The following is a 21,266-nucleotide window of genomic DNA, read 5'->3' as shown; positions in this document are numbered from 1 at the left end:
CTGGCGCCCTGCACCAATCGCGGGGTGCTGAGCGGCGATAGGCTCATTTCCCAGCTAACAGATCGCCGTCCGAGCTGGACGAGTGATACACCCTCCTGAAATAATTAGCGCCCTAATGACCCTCATGCCCCTCGGCCAACGCCTCCAGCACGTCATCCAGCCGCGCGGCGTCGCCCAGCGCTATCACCTGACCGTCGCTGTCATGCGTGAGCGGCTCGCCGGTCCAGTCGCACATCCGCCCGCCCGCGCCCTCCACCACCGGCACCAGCGCCGCCAGATCGTGCAGCTTGAGACCCGCCTCGACCACGATGTCGACATGACCCGACGCGACCAGCCCATAATTATAGCAGTCCCCGCCCCAGACGGTGTCGCGGCACTGCCCCGCAAGGCGTGAGAAATGCTCGCCGCTGCAGCCCGGGAAAAGCTGCGGCGCGGTGGAGGCCAGGATCGCCTCGTCCAGGGCGCGGCAGGCGCGGGTGGTCACCGGCTTGCCGTTGAAGGTCGTCGGCTGCCCCATCATTCCCGCCCAGCGTTCCTCCGCAATGGGCTGGTCGATGATCCCGACGGTCGGCCAACCCGCCTGGGTCAGCGCGATCAGCGTGCCGAAGATCGGCCGCCCGGCGATGAAGCTGCGCGTACCGTCGATGGGATCGAGGATCCATACCCGTTCCGCATCCTCGCGGCTCGCGCCATATTCCTCCCCGATGATGCCGTCCTGCGGTCGTTCCTTCTCCAGGATCGCGCGGATCGCTGCTTCCGCAGCCCTGTCCGCCTCCGTCACAGGGGACTTGTCGGATTTGAATTCCATGTCGTAGCGCGCGCGGAAAAAGGGGCGGATCGCCGCGCGGGCGGCGTCGGCAAGGCGGTTGGCAAGGGCCAGATCGTCGCGGGTCGTCATGCCATGGGCCTAGAGCATTTTCCCGCCCGGCGGAACGGTCGACCGCCGTGAAAATGCAAAGGACTGTCGCGACGGGCGAAGTTAAAGGATAGGCTGGGCCTCTCCGATTCCCTGAAGGAGGGATGTGATGCCCGGTTCCCCCGTCATCCCCGGCCTGCGCTATGCCGATGCGCCCGCCGCCATCCGGTTTCTCTGCCGGGCTTTTGGTTTCGAAGTGCAGGCCAGCTACGAAGATGTGGACGACCCGCACATCGTCCATCATGCCCAGCTGGTGCTGGGGGAGGGCATGGTCATGCTGGGCAGCGTCCGCGACGGAGCGATGGAATCGCTCTATAGCTGGAGCACGCCCAGGGAACTGGGCGGCGTCACCACCTGCATCTATGTGGTCGTGCCCGACGCCGACGCCCACTGCCTTCACGCACGGAATGAAGGCGCCGTCGTGGTCAGCGAGCCGCACGACAATGACGGCTATCCCGGTCGCGGCTATGAAGCGCTCGATCCAGAGGGCAATGTCTGGAGCTTCGGCACTTACGACCCCTGGGCGCATTCCGCCTAAACTTCCGGCGGTTCGCGCCGTCCTATCCTTCGATATGTCTCGAAGGAGTTGCTGGTGGCGCTGGTCGGCTGGATTGTAAGTTTCATGGCCCTGTTCGGAGGGCTGGCGCTGTGGCAGGATCTGCCGGCCGACGGTTCGCCCGCATTGGCGAACATCCTGTTCATGCTGGCCCTGCTGACCTGCCCCTGGTTGTGGCGCGACAAGCCGCTCGGCATTTCACTCAGCCAGCGCATCTTCCTGGCGATGGCGCTGGTGTGCAGCCTGCCGCTGCTGCTGTTTCCGCGCAACTGAGCAAAGTCGCGCCGCGCGACTTTGCCGAACGGACATGAAAAAGGCTGCCGATGGGATCATCGGCAGCCTTTTTTCGGCTTCCTGGCGGCGATCTCAGTCGAACAGGCTGGAAACGGAGCTTTCGTCCGCGATGCGCTTGATCGCCTCGCCCAACAGGGGAGCGATCGGCAGATGGCGGATGCTCTTCGCGCCGCAGACCGCATCCGTACCCTGGATCGAGTCGGTGATGACCAGTTCCTTGAGTTCCGACGCCTCGACCCGCGCCACCGCGCCGCCCGACAGCACGCCATGGCTGACATAGGCGGCCACCTCCTCAGCCCCCGCCGCCTTGAGCGCGGCTGCGGCGTTGCAGAGCGTGCCCGCCGAATCGACGATGTCGTCGATCAGCACGCAGAAGCGGCCCTTCACGTCGCCGATGATGTTCATGACCTCCGATTCGCCTGCGCGCTCGCGCCGCTTGTCGACGATGGCGAGGGGGGCGTTGTCCAGCCGCTTGGCAAGGGCGCGGGCGCGCACCACGCCGCCCACGTCCGGCGACACGACCATCAGGTTGCGGTCGCCGAAGCGCGCCTGGATGTCGGCCGACATGACCGGCGCGCCGAACAGATTGTCGGTCGGAATGTCGAAGAAGCCCTGGATCTGCCCGGCGTGCAGGTCCACCGACAGTACGCGGTTGGCGCCTGCGGTGGTGATGAGATTGGCGACCAGCTTGGCCGAGATCGGCGTGCGGGGGCCGGGCTTCCGATCCTGCCGGGCATAGCCGAAATAGGGGACCACCGCCGTGATTCGCTTGGCCGACGCGCGCTTCAGCGCGTCGATCATGATCAGCAGCTCCATCAGATTGTCGTTCGTCGGATAGCTGGTCGACTGGATCACGAACACGTCCTCGCCGCGGACATTCTCGTGAATTTCCACGAAAACCTCTTCGTCGGCGAAGCGGCGGACGCTCGCGTCGGTCAGGGGAATCTCGATATAGTCGGCGATGGCGGCCGCGAGCGGCTTGTTGGAATTGCCGGTCATGAGCTTCATGGCCAAACCCCTAGAACTAAATGGCGTGACAAATTGGTGACGCTGTCGGAACGCGGCCCCTTTAGCGGCGGAGGCCCCTCCTGAAAAGGCGCTTTTGCGCGCTGCTGCAAAATGCTCTAGGGGCGCGGACCATGACCGACAAACTCGTGATAGCCCTGGCCCAGATGACGCAGTCGGTGGGCGACTTGTCCGCCAATGCCGACGCGATGCTGGAATGGCGTGCGCGGGCGATGGAGGCGGACCTCATCGTCTATCCCGAACTGCAACTGATCGGCTATCCGCCCGAGGATCTGGTGCTGAAGCCCGCGCTGGTGGACCGGGCCAATCATGAGCTGGACCGGCTGGCGCAGGCGACCGCCGACGGCGGCCCCGCCATGCTGGTGGGCACGGTCGTGGCGTCGCAAGGCGTCCTGTTCAATGTCGTCGCCCTGCTGGAGAATGGCGCGGTCACCGCCATCCGGCAGAAGCGGGAATTGCCCAATTACGGCACCTTCGACGAAAAGCGCCTGTTCGCCCCCGGTCCGCTGCCCGCGCCCATCGAGTTCCGGGGCGTTCGCATCGGCGTCCCGATCTGCGAGGACATCTGGTTTCCCTTCGTCACCGCCCATTTGCGGGCGGAAGGCGCGGAAATCCTGATCAGCCCCAACGGCTCCCCGTTCGAGGTCGACAAGGACGACCGCCGCATCAACGCCGTCGCCGGGACCCGGGTTCGTGAAACCGGCCTGCCGCTCGTCTATCTGAACCGCGTTGGCGGGCAGGACGAACTGGTGTTCGACGGCGCCTCCTTCGTCATGAACGGCGACCTCAGCCTGGCGCACCAGCTTCCCGACTGGGAAGAGGCGCTGGTCCTGACGCAATGGGAAAAATGGGAAGGCCAGTGGGTCTGCCTTCCCGGCGAGCGTCACGCGCTCGATGATCGCCCCGCCGACATCTACAACGCCATGGTCCTGGGCCTGCGCGACTATGTGAACGGGAACCGCTTTCCCGGAGTCGTGCTTGGCCTGTCGGGCGGCATCGACTCGGCCCTTTCCGCTGCCGTCGCGGTGGACGCGCTGGGCGCCGACCGGGTGTGGTGCGTGATGATGCCATCGCGCTTCACCAGCCGGGAAAGCCTGGACGATGCCATCGAATGCGCCCGCCTGCTGGGCGTCCGCTACGACAGCATCCCCATCGAACCCGCGGTGGAGGCTTTCGATGCGATGCTGGCCGACGTCTTCGCCGGCCGCCAGCGCGACCTGACGGAGGAGAATATCCAGTCCCGCATCCGGGGCGTGACGCTGATGGGCCTGTCCAACAAATTCGGTCATATGCTGCTCACCACCGGCAACAAGAGCGAGATGTCGGTCGGCTATGCCACCATCTATGGCGACATGGCGGGCGGCTATTCGGTGCTGAAGGACGCCTATAAGACGACGGTGTTCGACCTTTGCCGCTGGCGCAACGAGAATGTCCCGTCGCTGGGCGAGGGGTTCGGCCCCAATGGCCCCGTCATGCCCGAGCGCGTCATCACCAAGCCGCCCAGCGCCGAATTGCGCGACAACCAGAAGGACGAGGACAGCCTGCCCCCCTATGAGGTGCTGGACCCCATCCTCTACGGTTTGGTGGAGGAGGAACTGTCGGTCGAGCAACTGGTCGCCCGCGGATTCGAACGCGACACGGTCGCCCGTATCGAACGGCTGCTCTATGTCGCGGAATATAAGCGCCGCCAGTCGCCCCCGGGCGTGAAGCTTGGCATCCGCAATTTCGGCCGCGACCGCCGCTACCCGATCACCAACGCCTTCCGCACGCTGTAGACCGCATGACAGTCATCACCCGCTTCGCTCCGTCGCCCACCGGCAACCTCCATGTCGGCAATATCCGCGCCGCGCTGCACAACTGGCTGTTCGCGCGCAAATATGGCGGCCAGTTCCTGCTGCGCCTCGACGACACCGATCTCGAACGCTCGCGCCCCGAATATGCCGATGGCATCAAGGCGGACCTGAACTGGCTCGGCCTGCATTGGGACGGGGAGGAGAAGCAGTCCGACCGCTTCGCCCTCTATGAGGAAAAGTTCGAAGCGCTCAAGGCGTCGGGTCATGTCTATCCGGCCTATGAAACCGCGCAGGAACTGGACCTGCGCCGCAAGGTGCTGCTGGGTCGTGGCCTGCCGCCGGTCTATGACCGGGCGGCGCTGTCCCTGAGCGCGGACCAGATTGCGGCCTATGAAGCCGAAGGGCGTCGGCCGCACTGGCGCTTCAGACTGGATCATGACCTGCCCATCGGCTGGACCGACCTGATCCGCGGCGACCAGCGCTTCGACCCGAAACTATTGTCCGATCCGGTGATCCGCCGCGCCGATGGAAGCTGGCTCTATATGCTGCCGTCGGTGATCGACGACATCGCCATGGGCGTCACCCATGTTCTGCGCGGGGAAGACCATGTGTCCAACACTGCGACGCAGATCCAGATGTTCGCGGCGCTGGGCGCGACACTGCCCGCCTTCGCCCATGAAGCGCTGCTGACCGGGAGCGAAGGCAAGCTTTCCAAGCGGCTGGGGTCGCTTGGCGTCGCGCATTTTCGCGAGAGCGGTCTTGAACCGATGGCCATCGCCTCCCTGCTGGCGCGGCTGGGCAGTGCCATGCCGGTGGAACCCTTTACGGACCTGCAACCGCTGATCGACAGCTTCCACTTCGCCCATTTCGGCCGTGCGCCAGCGCGCTTCGATGAAGGGGAACTGGCGAGCCTCAACCAGAAGATCGTCCACCTGCTGCCCTATGCGGCTGTTGCGGATCGTTTGCTCCAGGGCATGGACGAAGCGGCCTGGGAGGCCATCCGCCCCAATCTGGAAACCGTGGCGGGGGCGGCTGACTGGTGGCGGATCGTCACCGGCCCGATCGACGCGCCATTCCCGGCGGACGAAGATCGCGACTTCCTGGCCCTGGCGCATGCCCGGCTGGCGGAGGCGAGCTTCGATGCCGCCATCTGGCGAACCCTGACCGAAGCGCTGAAGTCGGAAACCGGCCGCAAGGGCAAGGCGCTGTTCCTGCCGCTGCGCCGGGCACTGACCGGACTGGACCATGGACCGGACATGGGCCAGCTCCTGCCGCTGATCGGGCGGGAAGAAGCCTTGGCGCGTCTGTCGGTCTGATCGGGAGATTTGGTGAGGAGCGGACCAGAAGACCGTTCGGGCCGAGCTTGTCGAAGCCCTTTATGCCTGTTTTTGCGCCACAGTCCCAAGCAAGACCGGTGGGAGAAAGCAGGCCTGTCCGCTCTCCACCCGGGCCACTATCCCGGCGCTCCGAAAGCCCTACCGCTGCATAAGCTCCAGCGCCCGGCCCACGGCCAAAATCCCTTCCGGCGCGGCTGCGAAGCCCATATGGGTGCAGTCGACCTCGATTGCCCGATCCCGCTCGCCGACGCGCCCCTTGGCGCATTGGGGCAGTATCACGCCATCCCGACGCGACCAGAGCGCCACGGTCGGCACCGGCGGTTTTTCCTCACGCCGGCAGGTGAAGGGCGGCCGGTCGACCGGAAATCCGGAAACGAGCTGGTAGAGCCGCCACGCATGATTGGCGCGGGGATCGCCGGAAAAGGGCGTACCCATCGTCACGACGCCGCCGACCTTATGCATGGCGAATTTGGCATATTCCCGCGCGAACAGCCCGCCCAGGCTCCAGCCCACCAGAGTGACGGGCGCTCCGGTCTCACGCCTTATGGCGTCCACCCGGCGGTCGATCTGTTCCAGACTGTCCGGCTTGGGTCCGAAATTGCGGCCCATGCCCCAGCCATGCGCCTCATAACCCGCCGCGTTCAGCACGGCGCGTAAAGGCTCCATCCGCTGCTCGCTTGCGAGCAGGCCCGGGATCAGCAGGACCTGCCGCCCATCGCCATGGATGGCCCGCGCCAGTTGGGCAGCCTGCGCCCGTGTCCGCGCCAGATCGAAAGGCACCGATGCATTACCCAACAGATGCTGGAGCGACGGCCGCTCGGCCGCGCGAGGTCCGCTGGCCAGGCGGCTCTTCCAGAAACTGGCAATGGCGTCGGCATAGGGCGGCACGAAAATGTCTTTCCTTCTTCCAACAGGAAAAATGACATTCTCATGACACAGGCTCCCGAGTCCATGGAGATTTGTCCACGGGCATGAACGGTTCGCCGTTTGTGACAGTGGCTTATGGAAGGATCAGGGCGCCAATGGAGAGGTCTGCGCCACCGGCGCGCCGTCGGCCGCTCGCAATTGGCGCGGCTCCAATATCGCGGCCGTTTCGATCAGGTCCAGCGCCCGCCGCGCTTCCATGTAGCGCCGCGCATATTGCATCCAGCGGTCTGCCGCCGCGCGTCCCGGCATCTGCTCCACCTCGGCGAGAGCCGCGCCGACCTGCGATCCGTCCAGATAGCGCAGCGCCCGGTCCAGCGCTGCCTGCGGCCGGGGAGAGGGGGTGGACGCCCGGTGAATGGTGATGATCTCCCGCGCCTCATGTTCCAGCGCTTCCCACCAGCTCGCGTCGGCGGGCGGGACGGTGACCCGGTCGGCCAGGGCCGTCAGCCCGGCGCGCAGGTCGGCCAGCGTCACCGGTTCCCGCGCGGCGTTGATGATGGTCGCCACCGCGCGCGGCTGCGCCTGTCCGAAACGAAGGCGCAACTGGCCCTCGATATAGCCGAGCGGCGTCCCGCTATCGAGCGCCCGCCGCGCCGCGAAGGCGACCAGCAGGCCCTCCGCGCGCGCCGCGTTGCCCGACGCCGCCTGCGCCTCCACCGTGATGCGGTTGAGCCGTTCCTCCAGTTGCACGACGCGCGCGTCCAGCATCTGCCCGGCATCGGCGGACAGCGGCCGCATCGGCACGCCCGGCGCGGCGGCATTCAGCAACGGATCGCTCAGCACCGACGGCCGTTGCGGTGCATTCCACCGCTGGATGCGCGGCAGGGCGAGGACGGTCAGCACGACCCCGACCGCAAAGGCGAGCAAGACCAGCAGCACCAGCAGCCAGGATCCGCGTCGCGCCGGGGGCGGCGCCGCTACGCCGCCGGACGGGCCATCCGTGTCGCTCATCAAGGGCTTTTCTTCCATATGAGGCGAATCATTCGCATAATCGGACGGCAAGGGCCAGCATCCTCTCATCATCGGGCTTATCGGGCGCCTGAGCGCTGGCCCATCCGGTGCCGCAGGCGACCAGCGCCGCAGGGCTGATGGCGATCAGGTGGAGTGATCTGCGCAGCCCCGGACCCACATGGCGCGCCAGCAATTCGCCGGCACGCGGGGAATGGACCAGAAGGACGCTGCCGGCCTCCAGCCGCTCCGCCCATCCCTCATCGCCGGTCCGCAGCATTTCATAGACGACGACCCGCTCGATCCGCAGCGCGCCCGCGTCGATCGGCGCCACCGTCCGCCCCGCCAGATGCAGCACATCGCCATGCCCGTCCGCCGCGATCCGCCGCGCAATGGAGGTGCCGTCGCCATCCCCGGCGACGACATCTGCGAATCCGGCTTCCTCCAGCGCCTTCGCCGTCGCCTGTCCGACCGCATAGACGGGCAACTTCCGATAGCGGGCCAGCCCTTCCCCCGCCAGCCGGGTCGCATTGGCACTGGTCAGCAACAGGGCGTCGAATCTTTCCGGGGCAGGGGCCTCCCATTGCAGCGCCCGGGGCGCGAACAGCGGAAAGACCCGCGTTTTCAGCCCCAGTTCCGCCGCCCGCGCCGCGGTCTTGCCCGCCCCCGGTTCAGGCCGCAGGATGACGAGGGGCCTCACGCCTCGAACAAAGCCCGCAGCGTCGGGCTGGCCCTGTCCAGCAAAGCGCGTCCCATCCTTTCCGCGGCGGCGGCATCGTCCCGCCCGATCCGCAGCGCATCGCTGACCGTCTCCTGCCCGTCGGGGCTGATGATCTCGGCCCGCAGATGGACCCGCCCATCCTCCAGCCGGGCCAGCGCCGCAATGGGCGAATGGCAGGTGCCGCCGAGCCCGGCCAGCACCGCGCGCTCCGCCATCACGCAATCGAAGGTGTCGGCGTCGCTGATCGACGCCAGCAGATCGAGCACCGCTTCATTGTCGCTCAGCGTCTCGATGCCCACGGCGCCCTGGGACGGCGCGGGCAGCATGACCTCGACGGGGATGGTGACGCCCACATCGCCCTGGCCCAGCCGGTCGAGCCCGGCCGCCGCCAGCAGGGTCGCATGCGCCTCCCCCCTTTCCAGCTTGGCGAGCCGCGTCGCGACATTGCCGCGGAACAGGATGACCTCCGCGTCGGGCCGAAGCCGCCTGACCTGCGCCGCCCGGCGCGGCGAGCTGGTGCCCACCACCGGCCTTTCGGGGAGCGCCGCGAAACTGTCCGCGCCCACAAGGCGGTCGCGCACATCGGCGCGGGGCAGCATGGCGGCGATGCGGATTTCGGCGGGCCGGATCGTCTCCACATCCTTCATCGAATGGACGGTGAAATCGATCTCCCCACTGGCCAGCGCGCGGTCCAGCTCCTTGGTCCAAAGCGCCTTGCCGCCGATTTCCGCGAGCGCCCGGTCCTGAATGCGGTCGCCGCTGGTCTGCACCACGACGATCTCGACCGCCCCCTCGTCCCAGCCGTGGCGCGCCCGCAGCGCCGCCACCGTCATATGGGCCTGCGCCAGCGCGAGCGGGGAGCCACGCGTGCCAAGGCGAAGGGGCGTGTGGGGCGGACGGGAAGGCTTTTGCATGATCCCGCTTGCTCTAATGATCGCGGGCATTAGATGGAAGCGGCAATGACGATCATCCTCGGCCTGGAATCAAGCTGCGACGAAACCGCGGCGGCGCTGGTGACGGCGGAGGGCAAGATCCTGGCCCACCGCCTCGCCACGCAGGAGGAGGCGCATCGCCCCTATGGCGGCGTCGTCCCGGAAATCGCCGCCCGCGCCCATGTCGAGGCGCTTTCGCCCTTGATAGAGGCGGCTCTGAAGGACGCCGACCTTACGCTTGGCGATGTGGACGTGATCGCCGCCACCGCCGGCCCCGGCCTGATCGGCGGCGTGATGGTCGGCCTCGTCACCGGCAAGGCGCTCGCCCATGCCGCGAACAAGCCCCTGATCGCGGTCAACCATTTGGAAGGCCATGCCCTTTCGCCGCGCCTGGCCGATCCGACGCTGCAATTCCCCTATCTGCTGCTGCTGGTGTCGGGCGGCCATTGCCAGTTGCTGCATGTGCGGGGGCCGGGCGACTATGCCCGCCTGGCCACCACCATCGATGACGCAAGCGGCGAGGCCTTCGACAAGACCGCCAAGCTGCTCGGACTGGGCTATCCCGGCGGGCCAGCGGTGGAGAAGGCCGCCGCCGATGGCAATTCGAGGGCCGTTCCCCTGCCACGCCCGCTGGTCGGCACCGCCGAGCCGCATTTCTCCTTCGCCGGCCTCAAGAGCGCGGTCATGCGCGCGGCCCAGTCCGGCCGATATTCGACCGAGGACATCGCCGCCAGCTTCCAGCAGGCCGTCATCGACTGCCTGATCGACCGCACCGAGCGGCAGTTGGCGGGCCTTCAGGACATCACCGCCCTCGTCGTCGCGGGGGGCGTCGCCGCCAACCAGTCGATCCGCGCCGCGTTGGAAGCGCTCGCCGCAAAGCACGATCTGCCCTTTGTCGCGCCGCCGCTCTGGCTCTGCACGGACAATGCGGCGATGATCGCATGGGCCGGGGCGGAACGCTATGCGGCGGGCCTGATCGACGACCTCACGGTCCCGGCGCGCCCGCGCTGGCCGCTGGACCCCGGCGCGGAAAAGGCGCGCGGCGCAGGAGTGAAAGCATGAAGGCTCCCTCCCTGAAGGCAGGCGTCATCGGAGCAGGCGCCTGGGGCACCGCGCTGGCCCAGACGCTGGCGGCGGATGGGCGGCATGTCCGCCTCTGGGCGCTGGAACCCGAAGTCGTGGCGGCGGTCAACGGCGACCGCCAGAACCCGCTCTACCTGCCCCATATCCCGCTCAGCGCCTCGATCGAGGCGACCGGCGACATGGCCGCCATGGCCGACCGCGATCTGCTGCTGATCGTCAGCCCTGCCCAGCATCTGCGCACCGTCGTGGCGCAGGCGCCGGCGGGCACGCCGCTCGTCCTCTGTTCCAAGGGGATCGAGGCGGGCACCAGCCTGCTGATGTCCGAGGTGGCGATGGAAGCGCAGCCGACCTCGCCCATCGCCGTCCTTTCGGGGCCGACCTTCGCGCATGAGGTCGCCAGGGGCCTGCCCACCGCGATCACCCTCGCCTGCGCCGACGCCGCTCTTGCCGCGAAGATTGCGGGCCGCATTGCGCGGCCTGCCTTCCGCCCCTATCTGTCCGACGATGTCGTCGGCGCGGAGATTGGCGGGGCGGTGAAGAACGTCCTCGCGATCGCCTGCGGCGTCGCGGAGGGCGCGGGCCTGGGCCTCAATGCCCGCGCCTCGCTGATCAGCCGGGGCTTTGCCGAAATGACCCGCTTCGGTCTGGCCAGGGGCGCCCGCGCCGAAACGCTGGCTGGCCTTTCCGGACTGGGCGATCTCGTCCTTACCTGTTCCTCGACCAACAGCCGCAACTTCTCGCTCGGCAAGGGGCTGGGGGAGGGGCGGGCTGCCAGCGACCTGCTGGCCAACCGCCGGACCGTCGCGGAAGGGGCCTTTACCGCGCCCGTGCTGCGGGAAGCCGCCCGCGCCGCCCATGTCGAAATGCCCGTGGTCGAGGCGGTCTGCGCCCTGCTGGAAGATGCCGCGCCGCTCGCCCAAGTGATGGATGCGCTGCTCGCCCGTCCGCTGCGCGCCGAATAAATTCATCGCCCTATCATCATTTGTTGCTACAGTCCGGCTCCACAAAATGACGCGACAGCATTGATGTCACAGGGGGATCATAATTCTTTGGCGGCTGAAGGGGCCTCTCCCGCGCAGCAGGACGATATTGCGGCGCTTGCCAAGGGTGGACGGACCAATGTGTTCGGTTTCCTGCTCCGCCTCGCGGCGCGCCTGCCGTTCCTGTTCATCGCCGGCCGCTGGTATGGCGCCGACGCGCTGGGCCGCTTCGCCTATGCGGTGCTGGTGGTGGAGTTCGTCGCCCAGCTCGCGACGCTCGGCCTGAAACGCGGCCTCGCGGGCGCGCTCGCCCAGACCGAGCGGCCGCACAGCCATGTCGTGACCGACGCCATGGTGGTGACGCTGATCGCCTCCCTGATCGGCAGCGCGCTCCTGGTCGCCTTCCCCCAGGCCATGTTCCCGAACAGCGGCATCAACGGCCTCGACCGCCTGCTCGCCCTGATCGTGATCGCGGTCGCCGGGTCCGACGTGGCGCTGGCCGCCTGCGCCTATCGCTTCGACATCGGCGCCACGGTGCGGGCCCGGTCCATCATCGAACCCTGGGCGATCAGCATCGGCGCCTTCGGCTTCGCTTATTATTCGACCCGCGACGGGCTGATCCTCTCCTATGTGGTCTCGATGATCGCCGCGCTGGTCGCCTCGATCATTCCGATGACCCGCCATTACGGCATTCCCTATGGCTGGCGCCCGGATTTTGGACGGCTGTGGCGGCTGGCGCGCCGCAATCTGCCGCTGGCGGCGGCGGACGGCGTGGAATGGGGGTCGCGCCGGCTGGACATGGCGATCCTCGGCCTGTTCGTCAGCCCCGCCGTGGTCGGCATCTATTATGTGGCGCAGCAGGTCGCCTCCCTGCCCCAGAAACTGAAGACCAGCTTCGACCCGATCCTGGGCCCGGTCATCACCCGCAATCTTTCGGAGGGCAATCTCACCGCCATAGCGCGGCAGGTGAGCCAGGTCGGCTTCTGGATCATCGCGGCGCAGGCGGGCATCGCGCTTGCGCTCGGCATTCCGGGCGAAGCGGTGATGGGGCTGGTCGGCCCCCATTTCGTCGGCGGAACGGGTGCGCTCGCCTTCCTGCTGCTGGCCGAAGTCGTGGCGGCGACCGCCGTGGTCAGCGAATCGGCGCTGGTCTATATCGCGCGGCACCGCAATCTGATGATCTCGCTGCTGATGATCGGGCTTCAGGCGGCGCTCAGCTTCGCTCTGATCTTCGTGGCGCGGCGCCTGGGCCTGCACGACATGGCCATCGCCGCCGCGCCGGCGCTGGCGCTCAGCATAGCGCTGGGCGTCAGTGCGCTGGTCAAGGCGCGCCTGCTGTCGAACCTGCTGGGCGCCAGGGTCAACGCCTGGCGCTGGCCGTTGCTCAGCGCTTCCGGCGTCGCCTGCATCGTTGGCGCGGCTTTCGTCGCATTGCCACCTCATTTCGAGTGGGTGGAGCTTGTCTTCGGCGTCTTCACCATCCTCGGCGTCTACGGCTTCGTCATCTGGCGCTGGGGGTTCGGCCCCGACGACCGCGCGCTGTTCCGAAAGCAGAAGCCGGCCTGACGCAAAGGAAAAGGCCGGACTTTCGCCCGGCCTCCCATCTTACCCCAGCGTCTTCGCCCGGATCGCCTTCAGGTCGTCCTCCGGCCGCGCGCCCCAGTGGGAGATCACTTCGGCCGCCGCCGCCGCCCCCAGCTTCAGGCACTTCTCGACCTCCAGCCCTTCCAGATGGCCCGCCAGGAAACCCGCCGCGAACAGGTCGCCCGCACCGGTCGTGTCGATCACTTCGGCCACCGGCGCCGCATGCGCTTCGTACCGCACGCCGTCGACCATGGCGATCGCGCCCTTTTCGCTGCGGGTCGAGACCAGCATCGGCACTTTCGCGGCGATGGCGGCCACGGCGGCGTCGAAATCATGCACCCCGGCCAGCGACTGGATTTCGCCTTCATTGGAGAAGAGGATGTCGATCAGCCCCTGGTCGATCAGGTTGATGAAGTCGGCGCGGTGGCGGTCGATCACGAAATTGTCCGACAGGGTGAAGGCGACCTTCCGCCCCGCGCCCCGCGCCGCGTCGATGGCGGCGCGCATCGCCGCGCGCGGCTGCTCCGGATCCCAGAGATAGCCTTCGAGATAGAGGATGGACGCGGAACGGATAAGGTCCAGGTCCAGCGCCGTCTCGGGCAGGAACTGCGACGCCCCCAGGAAGGTGTTCATCGTCCGCTGCGCATCGGGCGTCACCAGGATCAGGCAGCGGGCCGTCGGCACGTCGCCCTGCATCGCCGGCGTATCGTAGCGTATGCCGAGCGCGCGCACGTCATGGGCGAAGACGGCGCCCAACTGGTCGTCATTGACCTGCCCGATGAAGCCGCATTTCTTGCCCAGCGCGGCCAGCCCCGCCAGCGTGTTCGCCGCCGATCCGCCGCTGATCTCCTTGCCCGCGCCCATGTCGGCATAAAGGCTTTCCGCCGTTTCCGCGTCGATCAGCTGCATGCCGCCCTTGGTCAGGGCATGTTCGGCCAGGAAAGCGTCGTCGCTCCGGGCGAGCACGTCGACAATGGCATTGCCGATGGCGACAACATCAAGCGTGGGGGCAGCAGCGGTCACGCAAAATCCTTCGTGAATAAGGGGAAAAATCCCGCCGTCTCTACCGATCCGGGGCGCGCTGCGCAACGGCGCTGATTGACGCTGCGCGCCAGGGCGGGAATAGCGGTGTCATGGTCCTTGCCGCCGTCCTTCGCGCATTCCCTTCCATCTTCCACGGTGCCGCCCTCCGGCTGCTGTTCAGGACGCTGCTCCTGACCCTGCTCGCCTTCGCGGTCCTCGCCGCCGCCTTGTGGACCGGCATCCACGCCGCCCGCCTGCATTATGGCTGGATGCCGGGCGCGGGCTGGGGCGGGGTGGCGGAGGCGACCGCGACCGCCATCGGCGTGATCGCCGCCGGCTGGCTGCTGTTCCGCGCCACCGCCATGGCGATCATGAGCCTCTTTGCCGACGACATCGTCATTGCCGTAGAACGGGACAGCTACCCCGCGGCGGCCGCCCGCGCCCGGCCGGTCGGCTGGGGCCGCAGCCTTCGTTTCGCGCTGCGCTCCATCCTGCGGGCCGTCGGCTGGAACCTGCTTGCCCTGCCGGCCTATCTGCTGCTGCTGGCGACCGGCATCGGCACGCTGGGCCTGTTCCTGATCCTGAACGCCGCTCTGCTGGGCCGGGACATGGCCGACATGGTCGAGCCCCGCCATCCCGACCTGCCGCCGATCCCGCGCGGCAGCCGGTGGCTCATGGGCCTCGCTTCGGCGCTGATCTTCCTCGTGCCGCTGCTCAACCTGCTTGCACCGATCTGGAGCGCGGCTATGGCGGTCCACATGCTGCACGGTGCCCGAAGGAACATGCCATGACCCGTCCTCATCCGGCGCTCGTCCTGGCTTCGCTCTTGACCCTCGCCGCTTGCGGAGGCGTCGTGCCGCCGCCCGCGACCCAGATCGCCCGCCCGCCCGCCGGTCCGCCGGCCAGCGCCTTCACCCGCCCCGGTCCGCTGATCGGATCGGACGCGAAGCAGCTCATGCACCTGTTCGGCCAACCCCGGCTCGACATTCGCGAAAGCACCATGCGCAAGCTGCAATTCGCCAATGGCCGCTGCGTGCTGGACGCCTATCTCTACCTGCCGCCGCAGGGGAAGGAGCCGCTCGTCACCCATGTCGATGCGCGTACGCCCACAGGCACGGACGTCGACCCCGCAAGTTGCTCTGCCGCCTTGCAGGCGAAATGATCTTTTCGATGGGAGAGGGAGGCGCTCCCGCGGAAGGCGGGAGCCCCGTTCATGCGCTTGAACAGGACAAGCGCTAGGCCAGCCGCTGCAGCGCCCAGCGAGCCGCCTCCGCCACCACCGGATCGTCGTCCGCCACCAACGCCCGCAACCGGCCCGCCAACCGCCTGTCACCACTGTTCCCCGCCGCGATCGCGGCATTGCGCACCATCCGGTTCCGCCCGATCCGCTTGATGGGGGAGCCTGAGAAAATCTCGCGAAAGCCCGCATCGTCCAGCGCCAGCAGGTCGCCCAGTTCCGGGGCCGCCAGCTCCGCCCGCCCGACAAAGGCGCGGTTCGCCGCCGCCGCGTCCGCGAACTTGTTCCAGGGACAGACGGCCAGACAATCGTCGCAGCCATAGATGCGATTGCCGATCCCGGCTCGAAACTCCTCCGGTATCGGCCCTTTATGCTCGATGGTCAGGTAGGAAATGCACCGGCGCGCGTCGACCATATAGGGCGCAGGAAAGGCGTCGGTGGGGCAGGCCGCCTGACAGGCGGTGCAACTGCCGCAATGGTCCTTCTCCGGCGCATCGGGCGCCAGCGCGATCTCGCTGTAGATCGCCCCCAGGAACAGCCAGCTTCCATGCGCACGGCTGACGAGATTGCTGTGCTTCCCCTGCCAGCCCAGGCCCGCAGCCTCCGCCAGCGGCTTTTCCATGACCGGGGCGGTATCGACAAAGACCTTGAGCGCGCCGGGATGCTGCTCAACCAGCCAGCGGGCGAGGGCCTTCAACCCCTTCTTGACCACGTCATGATAGTCGCGTCCCTGCGCATAGACCGAAATCCGCCCCCGGTCCGGCACATCCGCCAGCGCCAGCGGATCGCGCCCCGGCGCATAGCTCATCCCCAGCATGACGACGCTGCGCACGTCCGGCCAGAGCCCTTGCGGCGATCCGCGCTGCCCGGCGCGCTCCTCCATCCACAGCATCTCGCCATGATGCCCGGCGTCCAGCCATTGCCGCAGCCTTTCGGCCGAACGCGGCGCCGCATTGGCGGGCGCAATGGCGCAGGCCGCGAAGCCCAGCCGCAACGCTTCGGCCTTAAGCCGCTGTTCCAAGGTTTCGTTTTGCGTTGGCATGCGATGCGACTATCAGAGGGCGATGATCGGGGCTCCTCAACCGACCTATGCCGTCGAAGGGCGTGGTCTTGTCAAGACATTCGGTGATTTCCGGGCGGTGGACGGCATCGACATCGCGGTGCCCGCCGGGTCGATCTACGGCATTCTGGGCCCCAATGGCGCGGGCAAGACGACGATGCTGCGCACGCTGCTCGGCATCATCGATCCCGATGAGGGGCATCGCAGCCTGCTGGGCGATCCCGCGCCGCTGCGCCAGGCGCGCAATGTCGGCTATCTGCCGGAGGAACGCGGCCTCTATCCTTCGATGAAGGCGTTCGAAGCCATCGCCTTCATGGGCGCGCTGCGTGGCCTGCCGCTCAGGATCGGGCGGGAACGCGCCCGCGCCATGCTGGCGGACTATGGCATGGGCGCCTCCGCCGAAAAGCCGATCCGCCAATTGTCGAAGGGCATGGCCCAGACCGTGCAGCTTTTCGGCACCATCGTTCACGAACCGCGCCTGATCGTGCTGGACGAACCCTTTTCCGGCCTCGACGCCTTCAACCAGGGCAAGCTGGAGGCGCTGATCCGGGATCAGGCCCGGCGCGGCGTCACGGTGCTGTTTTCCACCCATGTCATCGCCCATGCCGAACGGCTGTGCGAGCGGGTCGCCATCGTCGCGGGCGGCCGCGTCCGCTTCGAGGGCACGGTGGACGACGCCCGCAACCGGCTGCGCCCGCAGGTGCGCCTGCGCACCCGCGCCAGCGATGGCGGCTGGCGCCGCGCCCTGCCCGCCGAAACCATGGCGCAGGATGGAACCTGGCATTTCGCCCTGCCGCAGGAGGGCATAGAACCGCTGCTGCGCGCCCTGCTCGACGGCAATGCCGGGATAGAAAGCCTGTCGATCGAACGCCCCGGCCTGCACGACGCCTTCGTCGCCATTGCGGGCGAGGCGGCCGCCCGGCAGATGCAGGACGACCAGCAGCGGGAGGAAGCGGCATGAGCGAATTGATGCGCGCCGCCTTCGTCATCGCCCGGCGGGATTTCACCGCCGTGGTGCTGTCGCGCACCTTCATCTTCTTCCTGCTGGGGCCGCTGTTCCCGATCGTCATCGGCATGGCGTTCGGCGGGCTGGGCGACAAGATTTCGACCACCGACCTGCGCCCGGTCGTCGGCGTCGCCATGTCCCCCGCCGATGCGGCGCGGATGGAGCGCGCCCATGCCCGGCTGGCGGAGCGCATGGGGCCGCAAGCGCTGCCGGCGCTGCGCCGCGTGCCGCTGTCTCCCGCGCCCCGCGTTCAGTTGGCCGGGGCGAATGCGGACGTCATGGTGATCGTGTCGGGATCGCCCGCCCGGCCGGTGATGACCGGCCAGCCGCAGGACATCCGGCGGCTGGAAGGGGACATCAGCCTGCTCGCCAGCGCCGCCGTGGCCGAAAAGTCGCTGCACATGGTCCAGGTGGAGGCGCAACAGGTCGCCACCAGCGTCGGCGCGCAGACCCAGGGCAGGCTGGTGATCGGCCGGATCGCGCAGATCGTCGTCTTCTTCCTCACCATCCTGCTCGCGGGCATGATCCTGTCCAATCTGGTCGAGGAAAAGACCAACAAGATCATAGAGATCCTCGCCGCCGCCGTGCCGGTCGACGCGATCTTCCTGGGCAAGCTGATGGCGATGCTGGCGATGAGCTTCGTCGGCATCCTCTTCTGGGGCGGGACCGCCTTTTGCGTGTTCCTGGCGCTGAAGACGCCTGGCGTCAGCCTACCGGAGCCCGCCATCGGCTGGCCCCTCTTCCTGATGCTGGCCGTCATCTATTTCGCCATGGCCTATACGCTGCTCGGTTCCCTCTTCCTGGGCATCGGCGCGCAGGCGGCGACCGTGCGGGAGGTGCAGACGCTCAACATGCCCGTGACCATGGGGCAGATGCTGATCTTCTTCTTCGCCACCTATGCCGTCGACAAGATGGGATCGCCGCCGGAGGTCGCGGCGGTGATCCTGCCCTTCTCCTCCCCCTTCGCCATGATCGCCCGCGCGGCGCAGGTGGACACGCTCTGGCCCCATCTCCTGGCCATAGCCTGGCAGATGCTCTGGGTCGGCCTCATCATCCGCATCGGCGTGCTGCTGTTCCGCCGCCATGTGCTGAAATCGGGCGGCGGCTGGTGGAAGCAGCTGTTCAGAAGCGCGACAGGCTGACCCTGCTATGGCGGGGCCCATGAACCGGCGGCGCTTTCTGGGCATGGGCGGCTGTGCCGCGACGACGATCGTCCTCTGGCAGGCCGGGCTGGGCAGGGCCGCCGCCTATCCCTTCACGCTCAGCGATGCCGAATGGCGCAGACGCCTGAGCCCGCCTGCCTATCAGGTGCTGCGCAAGCGATCGACCGAATATCCCTTCACCAGTCCCCTCAACAAGGAACATCGCACCGGTATCTTCGCCTGCGCCGGTTGCGGGCAACGGCTTTTCAGCTCGAAGACCAAGTTCGACAGCGGCACGGGCTGGCCCAGCTTCTGGGCGCCGCTGCCCCGCGCCGTCGGCACTTCGCGCGATTTCGAACTGGGCTATCCGCGAACGGAGGTGCATTGCGCCCGCTGCGGCGGCCATCTGGGCCATGTGTTCGATGACGGGCCGAAGCCCACCGGCAAGCGCTATTGCATGAACGGCGTTGCGCTGGCCTTCGTCGCCGGCTGAGCGATCACCTTGTAGATGCGGAGCGGCCCCTTGGTGGGAACCGGCTGCAGCCAGCGCGGCGGCCGGTTGCGCTTCAACGCCGCGGCCAGGCCCTTCGGGAAGTCGGCGCGATAATGTTTGATCTCGTTCATCTCGTTGCAGATCAGCAGATAATCCGCGCCCCTGCCGCCATTCAGGCGCATGATGGTCGCAAAGGCCTTTTCGGGCGCTTCCGTGAAACCGTCGATGACCGCGGTGATGCCGGCGGCATTGCGGTGATGGGCTGTGCCGATCACGCTGTGCCCGGTTCGCACGAGGATGTCGGGCCCCAGATCGAGCGGCGCGAACAGGGTCGAGCGGGGCAGCGCCCGCAAGGGCGCCAGCAGCGCCGCCGTCCGGCAATTGACGGTTTCGGGCTGCTCCTTTTCCGCCGCGCCGCTCGTGATCAATATCCAGGCGCCGCACAGGCCCGCCGGGGTGAGCAATATGGCGACGCTCGCCGTCACCAGAATGCGCGCCACGGCCCTGCTCCAGCTCTGGATATGCTGAAAGATCGCCAGCAGCAGCCAGGCCGTGCCGGGCAGCGCCAGGACATGCGCCACCGACATGGCGCGCAGGACGAGGACCGCGACCGCCAGCGCTCCGGTCAGCAGCAGGGCAATGACGATCCAGCGGTCCCGCGCCTCCCTTTCCGTGGCGCGCCAGGCCGCGACGATCGTGCTGACCAGCCCCATGGCCGCCGGCAGCAGGATGATCCCCGCCATCAGAAGACCCTGTTCCCAGACCGGGCGGCCCTCCTTCACCTGGAGATACCATAAGCGATAGGCCACCGGACCGAGCGCCTTGAAGGGATCGCCGGAAAGGCAGGCTCCGCCGCTCAACAGGAACACGCCGGCCGCCGTGACTCCCGCCGCCGCCGTCGCCATGAAGCGTCGCCGGACGCTGGTCGTGCCGATCAGGCGCAGGGCAAGCGGCATCGCCAGCGCAAAAGCCACGAGCGGCCAGATATAGGCTGCCGAAAGGCTGTCGCAATATCGGACCAGCGCCGCACCGGGGCCGCGCAGCAACAGCAGGAGGAGGAGCGCGCCGCCGCCCAGCGTGGCGGCATAGGCGGCGATCCGCGCCGCCTCCCGCCGGTCGAACCAGGTCCGCAGGGCGAAGGCGCCGGCGAACAGCGCGGCATAGGGCAGCGCCTCGCTGGAAATCTGAAGCCACACCGCCAGCGCAAGGCCGGCCGTGATGCCGCCCCTCAGGCGACGGGCATCCAGTGCGCCGCACAGGGCCATGGCCGCCATCCAGATCTGCCACCCGTGATGGTCGATCCGGAACGGGGTGAACTGGACCAGGATGGTCGGCGTGGTCAGCAGCAGCGCAACCGCCAGCATCGGAACGAAGACGCCGCCGGCAGCGCGCCGCGCCGCCAGAAAGACCGTGCCCGTCAACCCGCCCAGCAGCAGCAGCGGCACCAGCGCACAGGCGGCGATTTCGGCCCTTGCAGGCCCAAGCAGCGGTTGGAGCATCAGGATCAGCGCGGCGATCGGCATGTCGACGATGCGCGACCAGTGCATCGGTCCGCCCGCCGGCGGGTTTACCCGGTGCTGGCTGACGTCCCAGAAATCCTGGCCATGCAGCCAGTCGCGGACCTGTTGCAGCCGCATGGCGTCATCGGGATCGCGGAATTCGAGCGTGGTCAGCCCGTTGCGGAACAGCCAGAGCATGACCGCGCAGCACAGGGCCCAGAGCAGCAGGACCGCCACGCCGATCTGCCAACCGGCGATAGAGGCTGTCTTGGGAAGGCGGCCGCTGTCAGGCGCGGGCGAAGATGCCATATTTCCGGATCGCATAGACGGACAGGAAGCTCACCGGCACGGCCGCCAGCTTGGCCATGGCGGGCGGAAGCCCCAGGCCGCTCAGCCCGCCCACCAGCCCCATGGTGATCGCCATGCCGATCAGGGCGCTGAGGATGAAGGCGATCCGCTGTCCATGCGTCGCCGGCTGCTGCATGTCGAACACGAATTGCGTGCTGATCATCCAGTGCAGGACCAGTCCGCCCGAATAGCCGGCGAACGCAGCAATGGCAGGCGGCACGCCCAGCCGGTGGAACAGCATGAACAGAGCGAAATCGGCCGACAGCGCGCAGATGCTGGCCAGAAGATAGCGCGTGAAGGTGAAACGGCCGAGGACGGCGTTGAACGGCCCGGCCATGCTCCGCACCCAATGGGGCATGGG

22 protein-coding genes are annotated in these 21,266 nt (G+C 67.7%); 12 read left to right on the top strand and 10 right to left on the bottom strand.

Annotation, left to right across the window (positions count from 1 at the left end; all coding sequences use genetic code 11):
• Positions 1 to 112: 112 nt before the first annotated feature.
• Positions 113 to 898, bottom strand: coding sequence for a histidinol-phosphatase (hisN, locus tag H5V43_RS13180; protein WP_025548235.1), 786 nt, complete (start codon positions 896 to 898; stop codon positions 113 to 115).
• Positions 899 to 1,025: 127 nt separating this feature from the next.
• Here hisN and H5V43_RS13175 point away from each other — a divergent pair, with 127 nt between their 5' ends.
• Together H5V43_RS13175 and H5V43_RS13170 are read left to right on the top strand one after the other, a co-directional pair.
• On the top strand, positions 1,026 to 1,454 hold the full coding sequence (locus tag H5V43_RS13175) for a VOC family protein (protein ID WP_025548236.1): 429 nt from the start codon (positions 1,026 to 1,028) through the stop codon (positions 1,452 to 1,454).
• 54 nt (positions 1,455 to 1,508) lie between these two features.
• A complete protein-coding gene (locus tag H5V43_RS13170; protein ID WP_025548238.1) occupies positions 1,509 to 1,745 on the top strand; it encodes a hypothetical protein in 237 nt (78 codons plus the stop codon).
• Positions 1,746 to 1,838: 93 nt separating this feature from the next.
• Here H5V43_RS13170 and H5V43_RS13165 read toward each other — a convergent pair whose 3' ends face one another.
• Positions 1,839 to 2,774: a ribose-phosphate pyrophosphokinase gene (locus tag H5V43_RS13165; protein WP_025548240.1), complete on the bottom strand. Its 936-nt coding sequence runs from the start codon at positions 2,772 to 2,774 to the stop codon at positions 1,839 to 1,841.
• A 131-nt stretch (positions 2,775 to 2,905) separates the two neighbouring features.
• Between H5V43_RS13165 and H5V43_RS13160 the strand changes: the two genes are divergently transcribed.
• Together H5V43_RS13160 and gltX are read left to right on the top strand one after the other, a co-directional pair.
• Positions 2,906 to 4,567 (top strand): NAD+ synthase, encoded by a 1,662-nt coding sequence (locus H5V43_RS13160; RefSeq protein ID WP_193666679.1) that lies wholly within the window; start codon positions 2,906 to 2,908, stop codon positions 4,565 to 4,567.
• 5 nt (positions 4,568 to 4,572) lie between these two features.
• A complete protein-coding gene (gene gltX / locus H5V43_RS13155; RefSeq protein ID WP_025548241.1) occupies positions 4,573 to 5,901 on the top strand; it encodes a glutamate--tRNA ligase in 1,329 nt (442 codons plus the stop codon).
• A gap of 159 nt (positions 5,902 to 6,060) precedes the next feature.
• On the opposite strand, the gene H5V43_RS13150 is transcribed toward gltX, so the two are convergent.
• From H5V43_RS13150 to hemC, 4 genes are all read right to left on the bottom strand, one after another.
• Positions 6,061 to 6,810, bottom strand: coding sequence for an esterase/lipase family protein (locus tag H5V43_RS13150; protein WP_025548243.1), 750 nt, complete (start codon positions 6,808 to 6,810; stop codon positions 6,061 to 6,063).
• A gap of 123 nt (positions 6,811 to 6,933) precedes the next feature.
• On the bottom strand, positions 6,934 to 7,818 hold the full coding sequence (locus H5V43_RS13145) for a hypothetical protein (RefSeq protein ID WP_025548244.1): 885 nt from the start codon (positions 7,816 to 7,818) through the stop codon (positions 6,934 to 6,936).
• 10 nt (positions 7,819 to 7,828) lie between these two features.
• On the bottom strand, positions 7,829 to 8,497 hold the full coding sequence (locus H5V43_RS13140) for a uroporphyrinogen-III synthase (protein ID WP_025548246.1): 669 nt from the start codon (positions 8,495 to 8,497) through the stop codon (positions 7,829 to 7,831).
• The gene (gene hemC, locus H5V43_RS13135; protein ID WP_025548248.1) at positions 8,494 to 9,432 is read right to left on the bottom strand and encodes a hydroxymethylbilane synthase; all 939 of its coding nucleotides are present in this window, start codon (positions 9,430 to 9,432) and stop codon (positions 8,494 to 8,496) included. Before hemC ends, H5V43_RS13140 begins: the two co-directional genes overlap by 4 nt.
• Positions 9,433 to 9,477: 45 nt before the next feature.
• Between hemC and tsaD the strand changes: the two genes are divergently transcribed.
• The 3 genes from tsaD to H5V43_RS13120 all read left to right on the top strand — a co-directional run bounded on the left by tsaD (position 9,478) and on the right by H5V43_RS13120 (position 13,079).
• The gene (gene tsaD / locus H5V43_RS13130; RefSeq protein ID WP_025548249.1) at positions 9,478 to 10,512 is read left to right on the top strand and encodes a tRNA (adenosine(37)-N6)-threonylcarbamoyltransferase complex transferase subunit TsaD; all 1,035 of its coding nucleotides are present in this window, start codon (positions 9,478 to 9,480) and stop codon (positions 10,510 to 10,512) included.
• The gene (locus tag H5V43_RS13125) at positions 10,509 to 11,495 is read left to right on the top strand and encodes an NAD(P)H-dependent glycerol-3-phosphate dehydrogenase (protein ID WP_044661191.1); all 987 of its coding nucleotides are present in this window, start codon (positions 10,509 to 10,511) and stop codon (positions 11,493 to 11,495) included. The genes tsaD and H5V43_RS13125 overlap by 4 nt, the downstream gene beginning before the upstream one ends.
• Positions 11,496 to 11,558: 63 nt before the next feature.
• Positions 11,559 to 13,079 (top strand): lipopolysaccharide biosynthesis protein, encoded by a 1,521-nt coding sequence (locus H5V43_RS13120; RefSeq protein ID WP_371873103.1) that lies wholly within the window; start codon positions 11,559 to 11,561, stop codon positions 13,077 to 13,079.
• A 39-nt stretch (positions 13,080 to 13,118) separates the two neighbouring features.
• Here the strand turns inward: H5V43_RS13120 and H5V43_RS13115 are convergent, their stop codons facing one another.
• Positions 13,119 to 14,120: an adenosine kinase gene (locus tag H5V43_RS13115; protein WP_025548251.1), complete on the bottom strand. Its 1,002-nt coding sequence runs from the start codon at positions 14,118 to 14,120 to the stop codon at positions 13,119 to 13,121.
• 110 nt (positions 14,121 to 14,230) lie between these two features.
• Here H5V43_RS13115 and H5V43_RS13110 point away from each other — a divergent pair, with 110 nt between their 5' ends.
• A complete protein-coding gene (locus H5V43_RS13110) occupies positions 14,231 to 14,911 on the top strand; it encodes an EI24 domain-containing protein (RefSeq protein ID WP_025548252.1) in 681 nt (226 codons plus the stop codon).
• A complete protein-coding gene (locus tag H5V43_RS13105; protein WP_025548253.1) occupies positions 14,908 to 15,282 on the top strand; it encodes a hypothetical protein in 375 nt (124 codons plus the stop codon). The genes H5V43_RS13110 and H5V43_RS13105 overlap by 4 nt, the downstream gene beginning before the upstream one ends.
• 73 nt (positions 15,283 to 15,355) lie before the next feature.
• Here H5V43_RS13105 and queG read toward each other — a convergent pair whose 3' ends face one another.
• The gene (queG, locus tag H5V43_RS13100; protein WP_037481962.1) at positions 15,356 to 16,378 is read right to left on the bottom strand and encodes a tRNA epoxyqueuosine(34) reductase QueG; all 1,023 of its coding nucleotides are present in this window, start codon (positions 16,376 to 16,378) and stop codon (positions 15,356 to 15,358) included.
• Positions 16,379 to 16,421: 43 nt separating this feature from the next.
• Between queG and H5V43_RS13095 the strand changes: the two genes are divergently transcribed.
• The 3 genes from H5V43_RS13095 to msrB are packed head-to-tail and all read left to right on the top strand — an operon-like array spanning position 16,422 to position 19,058.
• Positions 16,422 to 17,378, top strand: a complete 957-nt coding sequence (locus H5V43_RS13095) for an ABC transporter ATP-binding protein (protein WP_025548255.1) — start codon at positions 16,422 to 16,424, stop codon at positions 17,376 to 17,378.
• Positions 17,375 to 18,565, top strand: coding sequence for an ABC transporter permease (locus H5V43_RS13090; protein ID WP_025548256.1), 1,191 nt, complete (start codon positions 17,375 to 17,377; stop codon positions 18,563 to 18,565). Before H5V43_RS13095 ends, H5V43_RS13090 begins: the two co-directional genes overlap by 4 nt.
• Positions 18,566 to 18,584: 19 nt before the next feature.
• On the top strand, positions 18,585 to 19,058 hold the full coding sequence (msrB, locus tag H5V43_RS13085) for a peptide-methionine (R)-S-oxide reductase MsrB (RefSeq protein WP_037481970.1): 474 nt from the start codon (positions 18,585 to 18,587) through the stop codon (positions 19,056 to 19,058).
• Here the strand turns inward: msrB and H5V43_RS13080 are convergent.
• Positions 19,016 to 20,866: a hypothetical protein gene (locus tag H5V43_RS13080; protein ID WP_025548259.1), complete on the bottom strand. Its 1,851-nt coding sequence runs from the start codon at positions 20,864 to 20,866 to the stop codon at positions 19,016 to 19,018. The two genes, msrB and H5V43_RS13080, sit on opposite strands and share 43 nt — an antisense overlap.
• Positions 20,844 to 21,263, bottom strand: coding sequence for a GtrA family protein (locus H5V43_RS13075; RefSeq protein WP_025548261.1), 420 nt, complete (start codon positions 21,261 to 21,263; stop codon positions 20,844 to 20,846). The genes H5V43_RS13080 and H5V43_RS13075 overlap by 23 nt, the downstream gene beginning before the upstream one ends.
• Between the last annotated feature and the right edge of the window lie 3 nt (positions 21,264 to 21,266).

It is taken from the genome of Sphingobium fuliginis (assembly GCF_015074805.1).
GTDB lineage: Bacteria > Pseudomonadota > Alphaproteobacteria > Sphingomonadales > Sphingomonadaceae > Sphingobium > Sphingobium fuliginis.
The sequence above is the reverse complement of the archived record's forward strand: the minus strand, read 5'-3'. Positions and strand labels throughout refer to the sequence as shown.

Excerpts from the sequence above, each read along its gene's own strand:
- H5V43_RS13160 (WP_193666679.1), top strand. The coding sequence starts at position 2,906 with ATGACCGACAAACTCGTGATAGCCCTGGCCCAGATGACGCAGTCGGTG.
- H5V43_RS13125 (WP_044661191.1), top strand. The coding sequence starts at position 10,509 with ATGAAGGCTCCCTCCCTGAAGGCAGGCGTCATCGGAGCAGGCGCCTGG.
- gltX (WP_025548241.1), top strand. The coding sequence starts at position 4,573 with ATGACAGTCATCACCCGCTTCGCTCCGTCGCCCACCGGCAACCTCCAT.
- hemC (WP_025548248.1), bottom strand. The coding sequence starts at position 9,432 with ATGCAAAAGCCTTCCCGTCCGCCCCACACGCCCCTTCGCCTTGGCACG.
- H5V43_RS13080 (WP_025548259.1), bottom strand. The coding sequence starts at position 20,866 with ATGGCATCTTCGCCCGCGCCTGACAGCGGCCGCCTTCCCAAGACAGCC.
- H5V43_RS13095 (WP_025548255.1), top strand. The coding sequence starts at position 16,422 with ATGATCGGGGCTCCTCAACCGACCTATGCCGTCGAAGGGCGTGGTCTT.
- H5V43_RS13090 (WP_025548256.1), top strand. The coding sequence starts at position 17,375 with ATGAGCGAATTGATGCGCGCCGCCTTCGTCATCGCCCGGCGGGATTTC.
- hisN (WP_025548235.1), bottom strand. The coding sequence starts at position 898 with ATGACGACCCGCGACGATCTGGCCCTTGCCAACCGCCTTGCCGACGCC.
- H5V43_RS13120 (WP_371873103.1), top strand. The coding sequence starts at position 11,559 with ATGTCACAGGGGGATCATAATTCTTTGGCGGCTGAAGGGGCCTCTCCC.
- msrB (WP_037481970.1), top strand. The coding sequence starts at position 18,585 with ATGAACCGGCGGCGCTTTCTGGGCATGGGCGGCTGTGCCGCGACGACG.
- H5V43_RS13075 (WP_025548261.1), bottom strand. The coding sequence starts at position 21,263 with ATGCCCCATTGGGTGCGGAGCATGGCCGGGCCGTTCAACGCCGTCCTC.
- tsaD (WP_025548249.1), top strand. The coding sequence starts at position 9,478 with ATGACGATCATCCTCGGCCTGGAATCAAGCTGCGACGAAACCGCGGCG.
- H5V43_RS13175 (WP_025548236.1), top strand. The coding sequence starts at position 1,026 with ATGCCCGGTTCCCCCGTCATCCCCGGCCTGCGCTATGCCGATGCGCCC.
- H5V43_RS13165 (WP_025548240.1), bottom strand. The coding sequence starts at position 2,774 with ATGAAGCTCATGACCGGCAATTCCAACAAGCCGCTCGCGGCCGCCATC.
- H5V43_RS13145 (WP_025548244.1), bottom strand. The coding sequence starts at position 7,818 with ATGGAAGAAAAGCCCTTGATGAGCGACACGGATGGCCCGTCCGGCGGC.
- H5V43_RS13110 (WP_025548252.1), top strand. The coding sequence starts at position 14,231 with ATGGTCCTTGCCGCCGTCCTTCGCGCATTCCCTTCCATCTTCCACGGT.
- H5V43_RS13105 (WP_025548253.1), top strand. The coding sequence starts at position 14,908 with ATGACCCGTCCTCATCCGGCGCTCGTCCTGGCTTCGCTCTTGACCCTC.